Raw genomic sequence first — 17577 nt, 5'->3', positions numbered from 1 at the left:
TCGAGAGGCGAGCACGCTGACTTGATAAGGAGTCTTTAAATGTCCATCCCGTTTACCACGGCATTTCATCATATGCCTACTCCCGCGTTTATCGCACAGATTCAAAGTGGTGACATCGTAGCGGCCAATGAACGTTTAGAGAGTCTTTACTTAAATGTCGGCGCCGCTCGCCAAGAGACGTGGCAGTCATTGGTCAACGATAACCAATCCAATTTGGCAGAGATTGTTGCCAAACTAAAACGTGGTGAAATTGAGCGCATCAGCGCTCGCCTAGAAGTGGGTGACCGCTTCCTAACCGCGGAGATTTCTCTGACCGAGTTAGACGATGAACACGTGTTGGGCTACATCTCTCACACCGAGCATTTGGATTTCAGCGTCGCGGAAAACACCTTGTTGAAGTTCGCCCTGACCGAATCCTCGGCCGGTATTTGGATGTGGGAAGTGGAAGAAGACACCATCTCTTGTTCGCAATCGATTGCTTCCTTGTTGGGCTGCTCATTAGAAGATACGCCCCATAACAGCCAAGCGTGGCGCAGTCGTGTGCACAAAGATGACTTGCCAAAAATGCAGCGGACCATCGAAGAGCACGTAAAGCACAAGCAACGCTACTACGAATCTGAGTACCGCATCCGTCGTGGTAACGATGAGTACATCTGGATTCGTGAACGTGGCCGTACTTACAGCCAAGGCCCGAATGCTGAAGTCGCTAAAGTGATCGGCTTTATTGAAGACATCAGCTCCCAGAAAGCCCTAGAAGAGCACCTTCGCTCACAGGCAACCTTTGACGAGCTGACTGGTCTATTAAACCGTGGCGCGGCGCTGACGCACTTTACCAAGCAACTTGGCTTGGCGCGTCGTCAATACACACCATTGACCATGGCTAAGATTGATCTTGACGCCCGCGGCTTGCTTGCGGATATGCCATTGGAAAAACGCAATACGGCGATTCACACCACCGCACGCTTTATCTACAAGAAGATCCGCGAAGCGGATATTTTAGCCCGCGTTGCACATGATAAGTTGCTGTTACTGTTGCCGAACACCAGCCTGAAAGACGCACAGAAGCTAATCAATGGTTTCTTATCACCAAGCGCTGAAGAACAAAAAGTTCTAGAGTTCTCTGATGCCAGCCATTTGAATTTATGCGTTGGCTTAGCTACTTTCCCTGAAGATGGTGAAACCATCGAAGAAATGGCGCAAAGTGCCAACTCCGCGGTGGAAAAAGGCCGTATGGCTGGTGTTGCAATTTCCATTGCCGAATAATTAGGCGCTATTATTAAGTCAAAAAAGTAGCCTAGGCTCCTTTTTTGTTGTATGAAAAGCTCATTCGCCGTGTAGCGTTAATACCAAGCTACGAGCACCACCATGATTGCGATGTTCACACAGGTAAATACCCTGCCAAATGCCTAAGTTCAAGTCGCCACGAGTTACGGGAATGGTGACACTTGAGCCGAGAATACTGCTCTTAAGGTGTGCCGGCATATCATCACTCCCTTCATAAACGTGGCGATAGTAAGGCTCGTTTTCCGGCACCGCATGGTTAAAGTAGCGTTCAAAATCGTCACGTACGGTCGGATCGGCATTCTCATTAATGGTCAGCGATGCCGAAGAGTGTTTGATAAACACATGCAGCAAGCCGACCTCGAGTTTTCTCAGCTCCGGCAATTGACGCAAGATCTCATCAGTGACCAGATGAAAGCCGCGTTGGCGTGATGACAGCTGGATCTCTTTTTGCAACCACATTGTGATCAGCCCTTTTGGTACACGCTAAAACGGTAGTCGTATGGGTTTGGACCTTCGGCTGGAAAGGCTTCCTCGGCAATCTTTTCGTAGTTTTCCCAGGTTACTTCTGGGAAAAAGGCATCGCCTGTGATCTCTGCATCCACGTGAGTGATGTACAAACGATCGGCACGCTCAAGCGCCAAGGAATAGATTTGCGCACCACCAATGATCATCACTTCTTCTTGACCATCCACTAGGCAAATGTCTTCACCTAGACGAATCGCCTCGTCCAAGGAACGCACTACATCTACGCCTTCTGGCTGGTAATCAGGGTTACGGCTAATAACAATATTGCGACGGCCTGGCAGCGGCTTACCAATCGACTCAAAGGTGTTACGCCCCATAACAATTGGCTTACCCATGGTCGCTTGCTTGAAGTATTTAAGGTCATTTGGCAAATGCCAAGGCAGGGAATTATTAATACCGATGACACGGTTAGTCGACATAGCAACGATTAGGGATAGCATTTTCTCTCCGAACTCTGAGGCAATTTGATATACTTTGCGCCAATATTATACCGACCATGGACTCAATTGCATGAAACAATATTTAGATCTTTGTCGTCGCATTATTGATGAAGGCGAATGGGTAGCGAACGAACGTACTGGCAAGCGTTGCCTAACGGTCATTAACGCGGATCTCACTTATGATGTCGGTGCTGGCGAGTTTCCCTTGGTGACCACACGCAAGAGCTACTGGAAATCGGCCATTGCCGAAATCCTTGGCTACCTACGCGGTTACGACAATGCTGCTGATTTTCGAGCCTTAGGCACCAAAACCTGGGATGCCAACGCCAATGACAACCCTGCGTGGCTGAACAACCCTTACCGCAAAGGCGAAGACGATATGGGCCTTTGCTACGGTGCCATTGGTCGTAACTTCCCGAAACCCGACGGTGGTTCTGTCGATCAGCTACGCTTGATTGTCGATGACCTGACTAAAGGCATTGATAACCGTGGCGAGATCTTTACCTTCTACCACCCAGGTGCGCTGCATATGGCGTGTCTGCGTCCTTGTATGTACAGCCACCACTTCTCCCTATTAGGTGACACACTTTATTTAAACAGCACTCAGCGCAGCTGTGATGTGCCGCTAGGGCTTAATTTCAATATGGTGCAAGTGTATTTCCTATTGGCGATTATGGCGCAGATCACCGGTAAGAAACCGGGCAAGGCCTACCACAAGATCGTCAACGCTCACATTTACGAAGATCAGCTCGAACTAATGCGTGATGTTCAGCTTAAACGTGAGCCATTCGCTGCCCCAACCTTCAAAATTAATCCAGAGATTAAGACGCTGGAAGATTTGGAAACTTGGGTGACGCTGGATGACTTTGAGTTAGAAGGCTATCAGTACCACGAAGCGATCGCTTACCCTTTCTCGGTTTAGACCGCTCTTTTCAGATATGAAAATGCCGCCAGTTTGAGTCAAATTGGCGGCATTTTTCGTTTTAGGGATCGCAGTACTTAGAATCGTTACTTTTCAGGGTAACGCTGCATTTTAAAGCCTAGTACCAATAAGCCAACACCTAACAACACCATTGGCAATGACAAAAGTTGGCCTTGGGTGAGCCAGCCAAAGGCAATGTAGCCAAGCTGTGGATCTGGCTCGCGCACAAATTCTACGAGGATACGGAAGATGCCGTAGAACAGTAAGAACATGCCTGATACACAGTAACGCGGCTTGGATTTCTGCGAGAAGAACCAAAGAATAGTGAACAGCGCTACGCCTTCTAGGGCAAACTGGTATAGCTGTGATGGATGGCGAGCCAGCTGTAAAGGATCGCCAGGGAAAATCATCGCCCATGACACATCCGTTGGACGCCCCCACAGTTCACCACCGATAAAGTTACCGAGACGACCTAGGCCCAAGCCAATCGGCACAAACGGCGCGCCAAAATCTAGGATATCGATAATGTGCTTTTGCGTCTTACGAGCAAACCACCACATGGCGACAATCACACCGAGCAAGCCGCCGTGGAACGACATCCCCCCTTCCCAAATGCGAAACAGCACCAAAGGATTATCAATAAAAGATGGGAATTGGTAAAACAAGATGTAGCCGATCCGACCACCGAGGATGACGCCCACCGCGCCATAGAAAATCATGTCGCTGACTTGTTCTGAGGTCCACAAGCCATTGGAACGTTTGGCACGGTACACACCTAGGTAATAGGCAGAAACAAAACCGATTAAGTACATCAGGCCATACCAATGAATGGCAATAGGACCGAGCGATACCGCTACCGGATCGATATTTGGATAGGCAATCATAAAGGGTCTACAGTCTGTTGAATTATTGAAGCGCAGCCGTTTTGGACGGACGGATCAGACGTTCGACACCGGCTTCACGCACGAGTTTCATCATGGTTTGGCGTACTGCATCCGAGTGCACTAACGGCAATACTTGGCGCAGCATGTCTTGCGCTTGTTCCATGGTTAACTTACGCAATACCGCTTTCACTTTCGGCAAGCTGGTTGAGCTCATGGACAAGGTGTTGTAACCCATCGCCATAATCAGAATAGCGCCTAATGGATCACCAGCTAACTCGCCACACACACTCAGCTTCACGCCTTCGCCCTTGGTGCGCTCAACGATGTCCGCTAAGGCACGCAATACGGCTGGATGGAAAGTATGGTAAAGGTTCGCCACACGAGAGTTGTTGCGGTCAACCGCCAACAAGTACTGGGTCAAGTCGTTACTGCCCACGGACATAAAGTCCACCATGCCAGCCAACTCTTTGGCCTGGTACACGGCACTTGGCACCTCGATCATCACGCCCACTTGTGGCATCACCACATCGTAGCCTTCTTCTTTGACTTCCGCATAAGCACGGCGAATCAGCGCTAAGGCTTCTTCCACTTCGGCCACGTTGGAAATCATCGGTAACATGATTTTCAAGTTGTGCAGCCCAGCGCTGGCTTTAATCATGGCACGAATTTGTGCCATAAATATTTCAAGATGGTCGAGGGTAACACGAATCCCGCGCCAACCTAGAAATGGGTTTTCTTCCTTAATAGGGAAATAAGGCAAGGCCTTATCACCGCCCACATCCAGGGTACGAATGGTCACTGGCGCTGGGGCAAAGCCTTCTAGTTGCTGGCGGTAAATTTGTTCTTGTTCGGCTTCAGTTGGAAAACGATCACGAATCATAAAGGGCACTTCAGTACGGTATAGACCGACACCTTCGGCACCACGATCTAAAGAACGGCTAACATCCGCTAATAACCCCGTGTTCACGTACAAACCTATACGCTGACCGTCTAAGGTTTCGCAAGGCAGGTCTTTGAGCTGTTCGTATTCGCTTTCTAATTGACGCTCTTCATCGACAATTTGCTGGTAGCTGTCGATGATGGCTTCCGAAGGATAAGTAAAGATTTGGCCGGAGTAGCCATCGACGATTAGATCGACTTTATCCAACTTGCTGTAAGGCAAGTCGACCGCCCCCATCACCGTAGGAATGCCCATGGCGCGGGCCAAAATCGCCACGTGAGAGCTACTTGAGCCCATAACGGAGACAAGACCTTTGACCTTATCCAGCGGGAATTCCCCCAACATAGACGCGGTCAGCTCTTCACCGACAATGATCACTGGTTCCGTTAATTCTTCGGTGACACTTGGGGTTTTCTCTTGCAAATGAGATAGGATACGACGACCTAGATCGCGGATATCCGTGGCCCGCTCACGTAAGTACGGGTCTTCCATTTGCTCAAAGAAAGAGATATGTAACTTCACTACCTGACGCAGTGCACCGGGCGCCCAGTTACCCTCTTCGATCTTTTTAATGATTTCTGCGGCCAGTGAATTATCGTCAAGGATCTTCAAATAGACATCAAACAGCGCTTTTTCATCACTGCTAATGTGTTGACTTAAACGACTACTCACTTTCTTAATATCAGAACGCACTGCTTCTAAGGCTTGGTAAAAGTCCTCGACCTCAGACTCCACGTTTTGTGGTACGCGATCTGGAATCACATCCAAATCTGCGGGCGGGAATATCACGGCGGCTTTACCGATCGCTACACCAGAGCTGCCCGCCACACCTTTGTAACGGAAGTCGGAGCCCGCTGGTGTATTGGAAGTCAGCGACATCATGGCGCCCGTTGCTTCCGCGTGGGCAATAACCCCGGCCAGCTGGGCTGACAAGGTAATCAGAAAGGCTTCTTCACCTTCGTCAAAGCGACGACGTTCTTCGTGCTGCACTACCAGTACGCCAAGCACTTGACGATGGTGAATAATCGGTACCCCCAAGAACGACTTATAACGCTCTTCCCCAGTACCGCTTAGATAGTGGAACGCAGGGTGAACATGAGCGTCTTCAAGGTTCACCGGCTCCGCTCGACGTCCGACCAAACTGACCAAGCCTTCGTCGGACTTCAAGCTCAGTTTACCGGCCGCGTCTGCGTTCAAGCCGCGAGTCGCCATTAAGATATAATCTTGGGTATTGGGATCGACTAAGTAAATTGAGCACACTTCAGAGCGCATCGCGCGGCGTACACGACGCACGATGATTTCGAGCGCAGCCTGAAGCGACTGAGCTGCGGTAACCTCTTGGGTGATTCGTCTCAATAAACTTAACATATATCCTCAACAGTCTTGAGTAGGATGAAGCTTATACAGGCTTGTTCCTACGCTTTAGCCATCTGTGTGCATTAGGCACTAATTCCTTCAACGCACGACGATAGACATCCTTTTTGAACGCAACTACTTGGCCTAGCGGATACCAATAGCTTACCCAGCGCCATCCATCAAACTCAGGACAGTCTGTTCCGTCAACACATACGCACGCATCCGCGCAGCGAATGGAAAGCAAAAACCATTTCTGTTTCTGTCCGATGCACAGGGGTTTGCTGTTATGACGAAGCATTCGCTTAGGAAGACGATAACGCAACCAGCCTCGCGTTCTACCGACGATCTCAACTTGATGTGGCTCTAAACCCACTTCTTCCTTGAGTTCGCGATACAAAGCTTGTTCTGGCGTTTCATCCGCTTTAATGCCGCCTTGGGGGAATTGCCACGCGTTTTGACCTACGCGTCTCGCCCAAAGCAACTGGCCTCGCTCGTTCATCAAGATGATGCCAACATTCGGTCTGTATCCGTCTGCATCAATCACGAGCTCTCACCTTATAACTAAAATCTAATGCACAGCATTGTTCCATAATTCCGTGTTCCACACAATTAATCGGGCTGTTATTTGTCAATGCCATCGCTATACTGTGTAGCACAATTTAATCGATAGGTGATGCTGTGACACTGGCAATTTTTGACTTAGACGGCACGCTGCTGAGCGGCGACAGCGACTACAACTGGGGACAATTTCTAGTTGAGAAAGGACTGGTAGATGTAAAGCTATATAAGGAAGCGAACGACCGCTTTTTTGAGCAATACCAAGCCGGTACGTTAGACATTTTTGAATACCTGGCGTTTAGCCTAAAACCACTGACACGTTTTAGCAAAGCTGAACGCGATGCCCTTCACGCAGAGTTCATGGACCACAAAGTACGTCCCATGATGCAAGAAGAAGCCACCAAGCTTTTGAAATTCCACAAAGACCAAGGCCATTTCTTACTCTTGATCACAGCGACTAACCAGTTTGTGACAGGTCCTATTGCAGATGAGTTGGGCATGGATCACATTATTGCGCCCGTGCCAGAAGTGATTGACGATGAATACACAGGTAACATCGTCGGCATACCAAGCTTCCAAGCAGGCAAGGTAACGCGCCTGAACGATTGGCTAAAAGAAACTGGCCACTCAATGGAAGGCAGCTACTTCTACAGTGATTCCCGTAATGACTTGCCATTGCTAGAGCTGGTCGATCACCCGATTGCGGTGGACGCGGATCCAACGCTAACCGATATCGCCAAAGAGCGCGGCTGGCCGCATATTTCTCTACGCGGTAATTCTTGGTAAGCGTGGCTGCACCAGACAAAAAAGCGAGTCTCGATGACTCGCTTTTTTATGTTCTCTCCCGCTACAGCGCTTAGATGCTGCTAGCGGCTGGACAGATAGTTTGAATCTGCGCCGTTAGCGTTTGCGCATCCCCAGCAAAGGTAACCGATTCAATCGCTTGGTTGTGCACCTCGATCACAGTCACCTGACCATCACGCACTGGCAGAGACTCTGATACATCCCCTTCACGATCTAACCAGATGGGATAGGGGTAATGACGCATTTTAGGAATCGCGATCAGATTAGAAATCAGGCTGGGCATACCGCTGATATCCGCCAGATAGACCAGCTTACCTTGTTCCATACAATCAGAATCTAGGCTTTTTAGGCTATTTCTCGCCACCTTTTTCGCAGCCATGCCATCGACAAATAACAGCGTTTGCATCGTATCTTGGTGGTCAAATACATTGCCGCGTTGATCTTCAATGCCATCTAATAGCACACTTGTGCCCATCGAAAGCTCTGGCGTGACGGTTTTTGAAGCACAGCCAACCATAGGTAATACCGCGATTAAAGCAAAAGCACTTAGGATTCTTTTCATTATTGGCTCCAGTTAAGCTTGGTCAAATTTATCGCTGCAAACGCTCTATCAATTGTTGTTGATACTCTGGCAGTTTAGCAGAAGAAATCGCTTGGAACGCCAAGGGTTCCAAGTAGGTCATTCCAGCGTGCAAAGCACTGGCCTTCATTGGCATAAATACATCTTCCAATCGAACTCCGATACGACCGGATTCACCATAGGTGGTGCTGCCCCCTGCGGCAGTCGTCACTAAGAGCATTTCTTTGCCCTTCCAAAGACCTGGTCCGACGCTGCCCCAAACATCATTCATGTAAGCCTTCATCATCGGCGTAATGTTGAACCAATGAGTTGGGAACATAAATACAATGCGGTCATGCTCACGAGTCAGCTGCTTTTCCAGTTGTGCATCAATGGCACGAGTATCAAAGCCATATAGCGTCTCTAGGTTGCGCACCGTCACCCCATCAACACTCTCCGCCGCCGCTTGCATGCCTTTGGTCATGACCGAGCGTTCCGGATAAGGATGCGACACTATCACCAAGGTTTTAATATCCGTGTGATAAGGCTTGTCGTTGGCCAAGGCCATCTGGTTTAACAGTGTGACGGCAAGGATCAACAGCGTTTTTAGGGCATTTATTCGCAACATAGATCAGCTCCTTTTTCTAGATTAATGATGCATTCTTAAGGCCACATTACAGCAACGACAAACACCTGCAATGCAAAGGGTATTTACGCCAAACAAAAAACGCAGCCTAGGCTGCGTTTTTTAAGGTCTTACAGACCCATATTATTGTGCACTCGGTAGAACAGTGCTTTTAGGTATTCCGTTTCCGGAATCGCTGGGTGCACTGGGTGATCCGGCGCTTGGGTACCACGGTAAATCAGCTGCGAGAAGCGCTCTAGCTGACGGCTGTTGCTACGCACGATATCATGCAAACGGCCTGTTTCTAGGTGCATCGAACATGAGCCCGATACCAAGATACCGCCCTTTGCCACTAGGCGCATAGCCAACTGGTTAGCACGATGGTAAGCCCCTTCACCGGCTTTGATATCTTTACGGCGCGCGATAAAGGCTGGAGGATCCATGACCACGACGTCAAAGCGCTGCTTCTCTTCGATTAGAGATTGCATTGCTTCAAACGCATCACCCTGCATTAGGTTGGCTTCACCTTCGTATTGGTTCAGCGCCAAGTTAGCATTCACATGCTCCAACGCCGCTTCTGAGGCATCAATAAAGGTCACATCCGTCGCACCTGCGGCGGCGGCTTGAACACCCCAACCACCGACGTAAGAGAACACGTCTAGCACTCGCTTACCAGAACAGAAAGTCTGCATGGTTTTGCGGTTTTCACGGTGATCATAGAACCAACCCGTTTTCTGACCGTCCCAAACCGGCGCTTGGAATAGCACATCGTTTTCTTTTAGGTAAACCACTTCCGGCACGTGACCAAAGACTTCTTCCACATAGGTGTCTAAGCCTTCCACATTACGCATCTTGCCGTCGTTCTTCATTAGGATGGCACTTGGCTTAACCACTTCTTGCAGGGCTTCGATGACTTCGTTTTTAACGCGCTCGATACCCGCGGTAGAAATCTGTACCACGAGAATATCGCCAAAGCGATCGACCACTAGGCCAGACAAACCATCCGAGTCACCAAACACCAAACGGTAGTAAGGCTCAGGGTAGCTCATTTCACGTAGCGACAAAGCAATCTTTAGACGATGCACTATGGTTGATTTGTTCAACACAGTGTCTGTGCTACGGCTCACTAAACGACCACAAATCAGTGTATTAGGGTTGATCATGGCAACACCAATTGGTTTGCCGTGTGCCGTTTCCACGATCACTTGATCCCCAGCATTAAACTGCTTCAAAGGCGTCGCATCGGTATTCACTTCATTGCTATAAATCCACTGATGGCCAGCACGAAGTCTTCTGTCTGCTTGCCCTTTTAACCTAATTACACTCAAAGTACTCACCAAGGTTACATAAAAAAACGCTATTATAAGTGTTCGGTTAGGGATTTCTACGTTGTCGGCGTAATTCACTCTACTTTCCAGCGCCATATTCACAGGGGTTACCATGTCTACAGGTTTAAATGACGAGCAATTAAAGCGGGTGTTGCAAGGGATCACCATTCCTCCTCAACCACAGGTCATGGTGGACCTGCATATGGAACAGGCCATGCCAGAGCCTGACATGGGACGCATCGCGCAAATCATTTCTCAAGATGTGGGACTTTCGGCGGCGGTTCTGAAATTCGTCAACTCGGCCTACTATGGTTTACCACGCAAGATCTCCTCGATTCAGCAAGCCGTGATGATGCTCGGCATCCATTCCATAGCCAACATTGTTAATGGCTTGGCGGTAAAAAGTGAACTGTCCGATGGAGCCATCGAACAACTGCATAATTTCTGGGACAACGCCATGGACGTGGCATCCATATGTTCTAGCATTGCCAATCAGATCGGTTTCAAATATCAAGACGAGTGTTACGCCCTAGGCCTGTTCCATAATGCGGGTATTCCATTGATGATGAGCCGCTTTGACGGCTACAAAGAAGTGTTGGAAGCGGGCTACCAAAGCTACGATTTTGAACTGACCGATATGGAGAATAAGAAGTTTCGCACCAACCATTCGGTCGTAGGGTATTATTTAGCTAAATCATGGGCTTTGCCAAAAGCTTGCTGCTATGTGATCGCTCATCATCACCGAGCACTAAAACTGTTTGAAGAACGCATCGCCGGTGACAGCAAATACCTGACTTTTATGTCGATCCTAAAAATGGCGGAACATATTAGCGCCACTTACAAACATCTTGGCAAAGCCGCTGAAGATTACGAATGGATGCAGGTTAGCCATTATGCCCTAGAGCATTTGGAACTCACTGAATACGATTTTGAAGGCATTATTGATACCTGCCGCGAACAAGGCATCGGACATATTTAAACCATTAATAAAAGCGCCCTAGGCGCTTTTTTTAATGGTCGGAGTTTATTCCGTTGGAAACATCACCAAATGGTCTAAATTGACACTGATACCAATCTCTTGGCCAACCGCATGGTTGTGGTGAGACGACGAAAAACAATAGGTCACCTTGCCAGAGGGTAGTTTCACGCGATACAGGAAGTAAGAACCGCGGAACCACTTACTTACGATCAGCCCCTGAAACTCACTGTCATCGTCATGCAAGATATCGTCTGGACGAACCAATAAATCCACCTTGGTACCGGCGGCAAAGCCATGGTTAAGCTGACCACGGATTTCCCCCAAATCTGAATGCACGCAGTTATCACCGCATACCACCGCAGGTAAGAAGTCTCCCTGCCCGATAAACATGGCGACAAAACGTGACACGGGCTCGTGATAAATTTGGTACGGTGTGCCCACCTGTAAAATACGTCCCGATTCCATAATGGCCACCTGATCTGCCATGGCAAAGGCTTCCGCCTGATCGTGTGTGACCAAAATCGCGCTGACCTTTTCCAACTGTAAAATCGCACGGATATCGGGTACTAACTCTTCCCGTAGCTTGGCGTCTAAACCCGAAAATGGCTCATCCATCAGCAGCAATTTTGGCTTGGGCGCAATCGCACGCGCCAAGGCGATACGCTGCTGCTGACCGCCCGATAAAGAATGCGGGTAGCGGTCTTTGTAGCCCGTTAATCCGACCAACTCGAGTAGGTGATCAATACGGGCGTTGGCGTCTTTCTTCGACCAACCTTTTAAACCAAAGGCGATGTTGGCGCCAATGGTTAAATGAGGAAACAAGGCAATGTCCTGAAACACCATGCCGATGCTGCGTTTTTCAGGACTGAGAGTTTTCGTAGCAGAGGAAAGCAGCTCATTATCGAGCGTAATTTCTCCGCCTAGCAAAGGTTCAAAGCCCGCAATCGCACGCAGCAAAGTCGACTTACCACAGCCACTTGGGCCAAGCAAACAGCCGATCTGCCCTTCGACAATGCGAAAGTTAGCCTCTTCTACGACTGGGATACCTTGGTAGCCCACAGCAACGTTGTTTAATTTGAGTTCTTTTAACATTTTATTTGGTGGCATTGCCGTCATGTTATTCCCCATTAAGCCTAGTGCGTACTCGATGAAATCGAGCGGCTTAATAAAATTACTGGGATCAGACCCACTGCGACAATCATCAGCGAGGCTGGTGCCGCATCAACCAAACGCTCATCGGATGCGAGCTCAAAAGCACGCACCGCCAGCGTATTAAAATTAAAGGGACGTAAGATCAGCGTCGCAGGCAGCTCTTTGAGCACATCTACAAACACGATCAATAGCGCCGTCAGTACTGAACTTTTCAGCAGGGGCACATGGATACGACGCAACACTTGCGCCGGCGAGCAACCTAATGAGCGTCCCGCCATGTCCATACTCGGTTTAATCTTACCTAAACCACTTTGTACCGAGCCCAAGGATACCGCCATAAAGCGCACCGTGTAGGCTAACAATAAAGCGATGATGGTTCCTGAAAACAATAAGCCAATTTTGGTATCAAAGGTGTGCTGAACAAAGGCAATGATACGGTGATCCAGCCACGCCAAGGGCACAATCACACCAATGGCAATAATGGTGCCTGGTAGCGCGTAGCCCATACCCGAGGTAATGATTGCCGCTTGGACGCTTTTCTCTTTATGTAAACGTCCGGCATACGCCAGCACCAAGGCTAAAGATACCGTGATCAATGACGCTAACGCCGCTAGGTAAAATGAGTTCCAAGACAGCTGAATAAAGTCCCAACCCACCGCTTCGGCTTCAAATACTGCCCAATACAGCAATACTAGTGCGGGAATGACAAAGCCTGCCAATACAGGGATAGCGCAGGCAATAAAAGCAACCACACCATAGATGCCGCGCAGCTCGATTTTACGCTGACTGGCTTTACGCAAGCCTGAACCATGGTAGCTGATCTCTCGGCGAGAATAACGCTCAGCAAACATCAACACTGCCACAAACAATAACAGGATACCGGCTAATTGCGATGCTGCCGCCAAATCCCCAAAACCATAGAAGGTACGCATGATGCCAGTGGTAAAGGTGGTCACACCAAAGTATTGCACAGTACCGTAGTCGGCTAAGGTTTCCATCATCGCCAAGGTCACGCCAGCCACGATTGCTGGACGCGCCATCGGCAAGGCCAAACGGAAAAACGCTTGCGGTGTGGAATAGCCCAGCGTGCGACAGACTTCCAAAGTATTGGCCGATTGCTCCAAAAACGCCGCACGGCTCATCAGATAAACATAGGGGTACAGCACTAGGGACAGCATGGCAAAGGCGCCGCCCAATGAGCGCATTTCAAAGAACCAGTATTGTCCGTAGCCAAGGCCTGTCACATCACGGATAAAGGTTTGCACCGGACCGGCGAAATCAAACAACCCCGTATAGGTGTAGGCAATGATGTAAGCCGGCATCGCCAGTGGCAACAACAAAGCCCAGGAAAAGAAGCCACGACCACGGAAGTCACAAACACTGGTGAGCCAAGCCGCTGGCACGCCCATGGCTAAGGTGCCAAGGGTCACCCCAAGCATCAGTAGAAAGGAGTTCGAGACATAATCAAACAGCAGCGTGTCATACAGGTGCTGCCACACCCCACTGCCGCCGAGGAAGATATTGACCACTATGATCAATACCGGAATCGCCAACGTTAAGGCGACTAGAATCGCACTTAGCTTAAGTAAAGAAATCCCACTTCGTTGCGTCGAAGTGGGATTAGCATGGGTCAATGTCGACATTAAAACACTTACTCTAATTCAGTGAACTTATTTCCAACCCGCAGCGTCCATCATCTCAACCGCTTGACGGTTGTTGTCGCCCAGTACGCTTAGAGACATAGAGTCAGCTTTGAATTCGCCAAATGGTTGTAGGCTCTTCGGTGGATCAATGCCCTCAACCACTGGGTATTCATTGTTCACATCTGCGTACCATACTTGGCTTTCGTGGTTGGTGAGGTATTCCACCAACAGCTTAGCATTGTCGATGTTAGTGGCTGACGCCGTTAAGCCAATACCACTGACGTTAACATGGGCACCACGGTCGCCTTCACCTTGGTTTGGCCAAAATAGCGCCACCTTGTCATACACTTCACGATCCTTAGCATTCTCACTTTGCCCTAAACGACCAAAGTAGTAAGTATTCGCTAGCGTCACATCACAAACACCTGCTGCGACGGCTTTTAATAGATCGGTATCACCACCAAATGGCGGACGCGCTAGGTTACTCACGAAACCATTCAACCAAGCTTGCGTCGCTTCCGCGCCATCGGCTTCAATCATTGAAGCCACTAGGGATTGGTTATAGATATTCGATGAAGAACGAGTACAAATACGGCCTTTCCATTTTGGATCCGCTAAGTTTTCGTAAGTTGAAAACTCACTCGCGTCGACTTTCTCTGGATTGTAGAAAATCACGCGGGCACGCTGCGACAAACCATACCAGTAACCATCACGGTCATGCAGATTGTCTGGCACCACATCGTTTAGCACATCGGTTTCAAACGACTGCAATACGCCAGCGTCTTTGGCGCGGTATAAACGCCCCGCATCCACCGTGATAAAGACATCCGCAGGGCTTGCAGAGCCTTCGACTTGCAAACGGCGTAGTAGCGCGTCGGCATCGCCTGTTACTAGGTTAACGGTAACGTCATGAGCTTTTGAAAACGCATCCAGTGCTGGCGCAATCAAGGCTTCTTTACGTGCCGAGTATACATTCACTTCCCCGGCAGCTGTGGCCAATGAACTAGCAAACAGTGCACCCGCAAGCGCAGACAGAGACAAACCTTTGACCATTTGAGAACGTGGGCTAGCGCCCAAAACTTGTGCAAGACCTTTCATCGTAACAACCTATCTATCCAAAGCTCGACACATGAGTGTGTAACCTAATGATTTAAACATTACTATAAATGAAAACTGTTTTTGTTTACATAGCTTTTCCGCCACTAGGGTCGCGGACTTGCTGTAAATCTAAATTAGCGGTTTGAATAGACAAAAAAAGAGAACCAAGGTTCTCTTTTTGATAAAGGAATGTTAGACCAATTAGGCTGCCAGTGCTTCTAGCTCTTTGCCACGGGCAATAATGTTGTCCAGCTCATTGATCACCTTCATTTCCACTTCCGCTGCCATCGCCACTTTAATCGGAAATTCACTGACCATCTCTTCTTTCGAGCGACCTTCACGAACGCAGGCATTTAGGTAGGCAGCCAAATGTAGTATACGCGCTAAATGGCTGGTTTCTTCCGCCATCGGCTTGCGGTATTGCACCAGCGCGTCACAAATTTCTTGCGGGAAATGCCACTTAATCAACAGCTCACGTCCTACTTCTTGGGAAGTGAAACCAAAGCGCTCAATCTCGGCTTTGCTGCGACTCACTTTCTTCTCTTGGATCAATTGTTGCACCGCTTTCGCGCGGTTTGGTTCCGCCAAATGCAGCATCAAACGACCGATGTTATGTAACACACCGGTGGCAAAGGCGGTGTCGGCATTTACCAAAGGAGAATGTTTTGCCAGCCACTTGGACATTTCAGCAATGCGGAAAGTCTCTGCCCAGAACTTTTTCAGATCGACTCCCTCAACGCCTGAGACACTGCTGGCAAAGCCAGAGGCAATCACTAGGGTTTTTAAGCGCTCCATGCCCAACATGACAACCGCTTCATCAATCGAAGCCACTTTGCGTGACAGGCCAAAATAGGCCGAGTTCACTATTCGCAACACTTTTAGAGACAAGGTTTGATCTTTGGCGACCTTAGCCGCGATTTCATTGTACTTGGCGTTGGGGTTATCCAGCGCCACGATCAGCTCCCGTACCACTTCAGGAACGTTTGGTAGTTTATCGGCTTGGCTAAGTAAATCGGTCGGTTTCATATCCCATCCTCACTGATGAATATGAATTAACTATATGCCAGACAAAAAAGATACATCTAACTAAAACTTAGATACAGAAGTTAGAGAACCTAGTTCTGACAAGGGTTTCAGGGTAGTTCTCTAACTTTTATCTAAAAAAGCTAATTTTTTAGCCAACCTTACATACTAGAACTCAATTTAGAACGTTTAAAAGTTAGATTTCCCTACCCAATCCAGTCTAACTATTACCAGCTGTTAACCTCAGGATTCTTATGTGTTAACCCCAAGGCTCAGTTAATACTAAGTGGCGACTTTGTGGTACGTTAGACTGATTTATGATTGATGGTAGAGACAAATGAAAGGGATTGTAAGTGACGACAAAATTTCTGGCTTTAGAGAGTTGGTAAATTCTAATTCAAAGTTCGTTTACCAAATTTTCAAAAACAAAGATGGTAAGAACCTTTTTAATCTTGTTTGCTCATGTATGGATTGGATTAGCGTGTCAGTGCGACATATAGAGAATTCACCTGAATTTGATTCAAACATAGACGTTCGGTGTATGCAGCTTTACTCTTTCATATCCTCCATTGACCTAGTTTCTAAGTCTATAACACAACTACACAGAGTTTTTGTTGATGAAAAGACAACTCCTTTTAAAGGTGACAAGAAATGCTTTAAAGATCGCCTTTTTGTAAACGAAGATGATGATAATTACTTCATAACACTAAGAGCCTGCTTTGGAGCCCACCCAACTGATCTAAGACAAAACGGATCAAAACGGTTTGCTAGTTGGCCTTTCAAGAGCCACCTAAATGGTTCGGACTTAACTGTACATTTATATAGCAGGGATATTGAAGAAGATGATCTAACGCTACAGCTTCGCATAAACGAGCTTATTGAGTTTCTTACTACTCGATACAACTATCTCGATATAATCGCTGAGCAGATACAGATTTTGTTTGAGGAGTATCGGAGTATTCTCTCAAATCAGACCATTGAGACCACACCTGACCCTCTAGAGCAGCTCTACATTCTTAAAGTTGAATCAGAGAATCGATTGGATAATGAATATTATAATGGTGAAATAGAGGACCTAATTATGATATTTGAAGCAAAAGTGATTGATACTGAGCTTGTGCCTTTGGCTAACTCTTATAAAGCGTCGTTATTACCTACCATCGAAGAAATCAAACAAAACCTCCAATCGATGAACATAGTTGACTTGAAGACTAGCTCTAATTTTGAAAAGCATTCAGATATTAGGCGTGAGTTAAGTTATGAGCTTCCAAAGTTTTACTCTTGGATTTATTCTGGCAGATATGACGCGCTATTAGATTACTATATTGATCGTTTAAACGCCGTCACTAACGGCAAGTTTAAGTTTAGAAAAAGTGATGATAGAAAACTTACACTTCTTAAGGTTAAACTGATGTTAGCTGACGGATCACAGTGATTACTAAGAGTCACTACTAAAT

17 protein-coding genes are annotated in these 17577 nt (G+C 47.9%); 5 read left to right on the top strand and 12 right to left on the bottom strand.

What is annotated here, in order from left to right:
• The first annotated feature begins 39 nt into the window (after positions 1–39).
• Positions 40–1263, top strand: coding sequence for a PAS domain-containing protein (locus tag ACOSVP_RS15950; protein ID WP_487348474.1), 1224 nt, complete (start codon positions 40–42; stop codon positions 1261–1263).
• Positions 1264–1323: 60 nt separating this feature from the next.
• On the opposite strand, the gene ACOSVP_RS15945 is transcribed toward ACOSVP_RS15950, so the two are convergent.
• Positions 1324–1743 carry a secondary thiamine-phosphate synthase enzyme YjbQ gene (locus ACOSVP_RS15945; protein ID WP_487348473.1) on the bottom strand — a complete coding sequence of 140 codons (420 nt, stop codon included), beginning with the start codon at positions 1741–1743 and terminating at the stop codon, positions 1324–1326.
• Between the two features lie 5 nt (positions 1744–1748).
• Positions 1749–2249 carry a type 3 dihydrofolate reductase gene (gene folA, locus ACOSVP_RS15940; RefSeq protein ID WP_487348472.1) on the bottom strand — a complete coding sequence of 167 codons (501 nt, stop codon included), beginning with the start codon at positions 2247–2249 and terminating at the stop codon, positions 1749–1751.
• Between the two features lie 70 nt (positions 2250–2319).
• Here folA and ACOSVP_RS15935 point away from each other — a divergent pair, with 70 nt between their 5' ends.
• Entirely contained in the window at positions 2320–3171 is an 852-nt protein-coding gene (locus ACOSVP_RS15935; protein WP_487348471.1) for a thymidylate synthase, read from the top strand.
• Between the two features lie 86 nt (positions 3172–3257).
• On the opposite strand, the gene lgt is transcribed toward ACOSVP_RS15935, so the two are convergent.
• Genes lgt through ACOSVP_RS15920 form a run of 3 tightly spaced genes read right to left on the bottom strand, consistent with a single transcriptional unit; the run spans position 3258 to position 6895 of the window.
• Positions 3258–4055, bottom strand: coding sequence for a prolipoprotein diacylglyceryl transferase (gene lgt, locus ACOSVP_RS15930; protein ID WP_487348470.1), 798 nt, complete (start codon positions 4053–4055; stop codon positions 3258–3260).
• 22 nt (positions 4056–4077) lie between these two features.
• A complete protein-coding gene (gene ptsP, locus ACOSVP_RS15925) occupies positions 4078–6363 on the bottom strand; it encodes a phosphoenolpyruvate--protein phosphotransferase (protein WP_487348469.1) in 2286 nt (761 codons plus the stop codon).
• A 31-nt stretch (positions 6364–6394) separates the two neighbouring features.
• Positions 6395–6895: an RNA pyrophosphohydrolase gene (locus ACOSVP_RS15920; RefSeq protein WP_067211989.1), complete on the bottom strand. Its 501-nt coding sequence runs from the start codon at positions 6893–6895 to the stop codon at positions 6395–6397.
• A 134-nt stretch (positions 6896–7029) separates the two neighbouring features.
• Between ACOSVP_RS15920 and ACOSVP_RS15915 the strand changes: the two genes are divergently transcribed.
• The gene (locus ACOSVP_RS15915; protein ID WP_487348468.1) at positions 7030–7695 is read left to right on the top strand and encodes a histidinol-phosphatase; all 666 of its coding nucleotides are present in this window, start codon (positions 7030–7032) and stop codon (positions 7693–7695) included.
• Between the two features lie 70 nt (positions 7696–7765).
• On the opposite strand, the gene ACOSVP_RS15910 is transcribed toward ACOSVP_RS15915, so the two are convergent.
• The 3 genes from ACOSVP_RS15910 to ACOSVP_RS15900 form a co-directional block, all read right to left on the bottom strand.
• Positions 7766–8275 carry a YajG family lipoprotein gene (locus ACOSVP_RS15910; protein WP_487348467.1) on the bottom strand — a complete coding sequence of 170 codons (510 nt, stop codon included), beginning with the start codon at positions 8273–8275 and terminating at the stop codon, positions 7766–7768.
• Positions 8276–8303: 28 nt separating this feature from the next.
• Positions 8304–8900, bottom strand: coding sequence for an NAD(P)H-dependent oxidoreductase (locus ACOSVP_RS15905; RefSeq protein WP_487348466.1), 597 nt, complete (start codon positions 8898–8900; stop codon positions 8304–8306).
• A 128-nt stretch (positions 8901–9028) separates the two neighbouring features.
• The gene (locus ACOSVP_RS15900) at positions 9029–10225 is read right to left on the bottom strand and encodes a class I SAM-dependent rRNA methyltransferase (RefSeq protein WP_487348465.1); all 1197 of its coding nucleotides are present in this window, start codon (positions 10223–10225) and stop codon (positions 9029–9031) included.
• Between the two features lie 112 nt (positions 10226–10337).
• Here ACOSVP_RS15900 and ACOSVP_RS15895 point away from each other — a divergent pair, with 112 nt between their 5' ends.
• Positions 10338–11204 carry an HDOD domain-containing protein gene (locus tag ACOSVP_RS15895; RefSeq protein ID WP_487348464.1) on the top strand — a complete coding sequence of 289 codons (867 nt, stop codon included), beginning with the start codon at positions 10338–10340 and terminating at the stop codon, positions 11202–11204.
• A 45-nt stretch (positions 11205–11249) separates the two neighbouring features.
• On the opposite strand, the gene ACOSVP_RS15890 is transcribed toward ACOSVP_RS15895, so the two are convergent.
• The 4 genes from ACOSVP_RS15890 to ACOSVP_RS15875 all read right to left on the bottom strand — a co-directional run bounded on the left by ACOSVP_RS15890 (position 11250) and on the right by ACOSVP_RS15875 (position 16123).
• Positions 11250–12320 carry an ABC transporter ATP-binding protein gene (locus tag ACOSVP_RS15890; protein ID WP_487348463.1) on the bottom strand — a complete coding sequence of 357 codons (1071 nt, stop codon included), beginning with the start codon at positions 12318–12320 and terminating at the stop codon, positions 11250–11252.
• A 17-nt stretch (positions 12321–12337) separates the two neighbouring features.
• Positions 12338–13999: an ABC transporter permease gene (locus tag ACOSVP_RS15885; protein WP_487348462.1), complete on the bottom strand. Its 1662-nt coding sequence runs from the start codon at positions 13997–13999 to the stop codon at positions 12338–12340.
• A gap of 27 nt (positions 14000–14026) precedes the next feature.
• Complete coding sequence (locus ACOSVP_RS15880; RefSeq protein WP_487348461.1) at positions 14027–15097, bottom strand: Fe(3+) ABC transporter substrate-binding protein; 1071 nt, start codon at positions 15095–15097, stop codon at positions 14027–14029.
• A 201-nt stretch (positions 15098–15298) separates the two neighbouring features.
• Complete coding sequence (locus ACOSVP_RS15875) at positions 15299–16123, bottom strand: HDOD domain-containing protein (protein WP_487348460.1); 825 nt, start codon at positions 16121–16123, stop codon at positions 15299–15301.
• 334 nt (positions 16124–16457) lie between these two features.
• Between ACOSVP_RS15875 and ACOSVP_RS15870 the strand changes: the two genes are divergently transcribed.
• Positions 16458–17555 (top strand): hypothetical protein, encoded by a 1098-nt coding sequence (locus tag ACOSVP_RS15870; RefSeq protein WP_487348459.1) that lies wholly within the window; start codon positions 16458–16460, stop codon positions 17553–17555.
• The last annotated feature ends 22 nt before the right edge of the window (positions 17556–17577 follow it).

This window comes from Marinomonas sp. HM11-D, assembly GCF_057626615.1.
This window is presented reverse-complemented; position numbering and strand designations above follow the sequence as displayed.

Coding starts and splice junctions, on each gene's coding strand:
- ACOSVP_RS15950 (WP_487348474.1), top strand. CDS start 40: ATGTCCATCCCGTTTACCACGGCATTTCATCATATGCCTACTCCCGCG.
- ACOSVP_RS15945 (WP_487348473.1), bottom strand. CDS start 1,743: ATGTGGTTGCAAAAAGAGATCCAGCTGTCATCACGCCAACGCGGCTTT.
- folA (WP_487348472.1), bottom strand. CDS start 2,249: ATGCTATCCCTAATCGTTGCTATGTCGACTAACCGTGTCATCGGTATT.
- ACOSVP_RS15935 (WP_487348471.1), top strand. CDS start 2,320: ATGAAACAATATTTAGATCTTTGTCGTCGCATTATTGATGAAGGCGAA.
- lgt (WP_487348470.1), bottom strand. CDS start 4,055: ATGATTGCCTATCCAAATATCGATCCGGTAGCGGTATCGCTCGGTCCT.
- ptsP (WP_487348469.1), bottom strand. CDS start 6,363: ATGTTAAGTTTATTGAGACGAATCACCCAAGAGGTTACCGCAGCTCAG.
- ACOSVP_RS15910 (WP_487348467.1), bottom strand. CDS start 8,275: ATGAAAAGAATCCTAAGTGCTTTTGCTTTAATCGCGGTATTACCTATG.
- ACOSVP_RS15905 (WP_487348466.1), bottom strand. CDS start 8,900: ATGTTGCGAATAAATGCCCTAAAAACGCTGTTGATCCTTGCCGTCACA.
- ACOSVP_RS15895 (WP_487348464.1), top strand. CDS start 10,338: ATGTCTACAGGTTTAAATGACGAGCAATTAAAGCGGGTGTTGCAAGGG.
- ACOSVP_RS15890 (WP_487348463.1), bottom strand. CDS start 12,320: ATGACGGCAATGCCACCAAATAAAATGTTAAAAGAACTCAAATTAAAC.
- ACOSVP_RS15885 (WP_487348462.1), bottom strand. CDS start 13,999: ATGTCGACATTGACCCATGCTAATCCCACTTCGACGCAACGAAGTGGG.
- ACOSVP_RS15880 (WP_487348461.1), bottom strand. CDS start 15,097: ATGAAAGGTCTTGCACAAGTTTTGGGCGCTAGCCCACGTTCTCAAATG.
- ACOSVP_RS15875 (WP_487348460.1), bottom strand. CDS start 16,123: ATGAAACCGACCGATTTACTTAGCCAAGCCGATAAACTACCAAACGTT.
- ACOSVP_RS15870 (WP_487348459.1), top strand. CDS start 16,458: ATGAAAGGGATTGTAAGTGACGACAAAATTTCTGGCTTTAGAGAGTTG.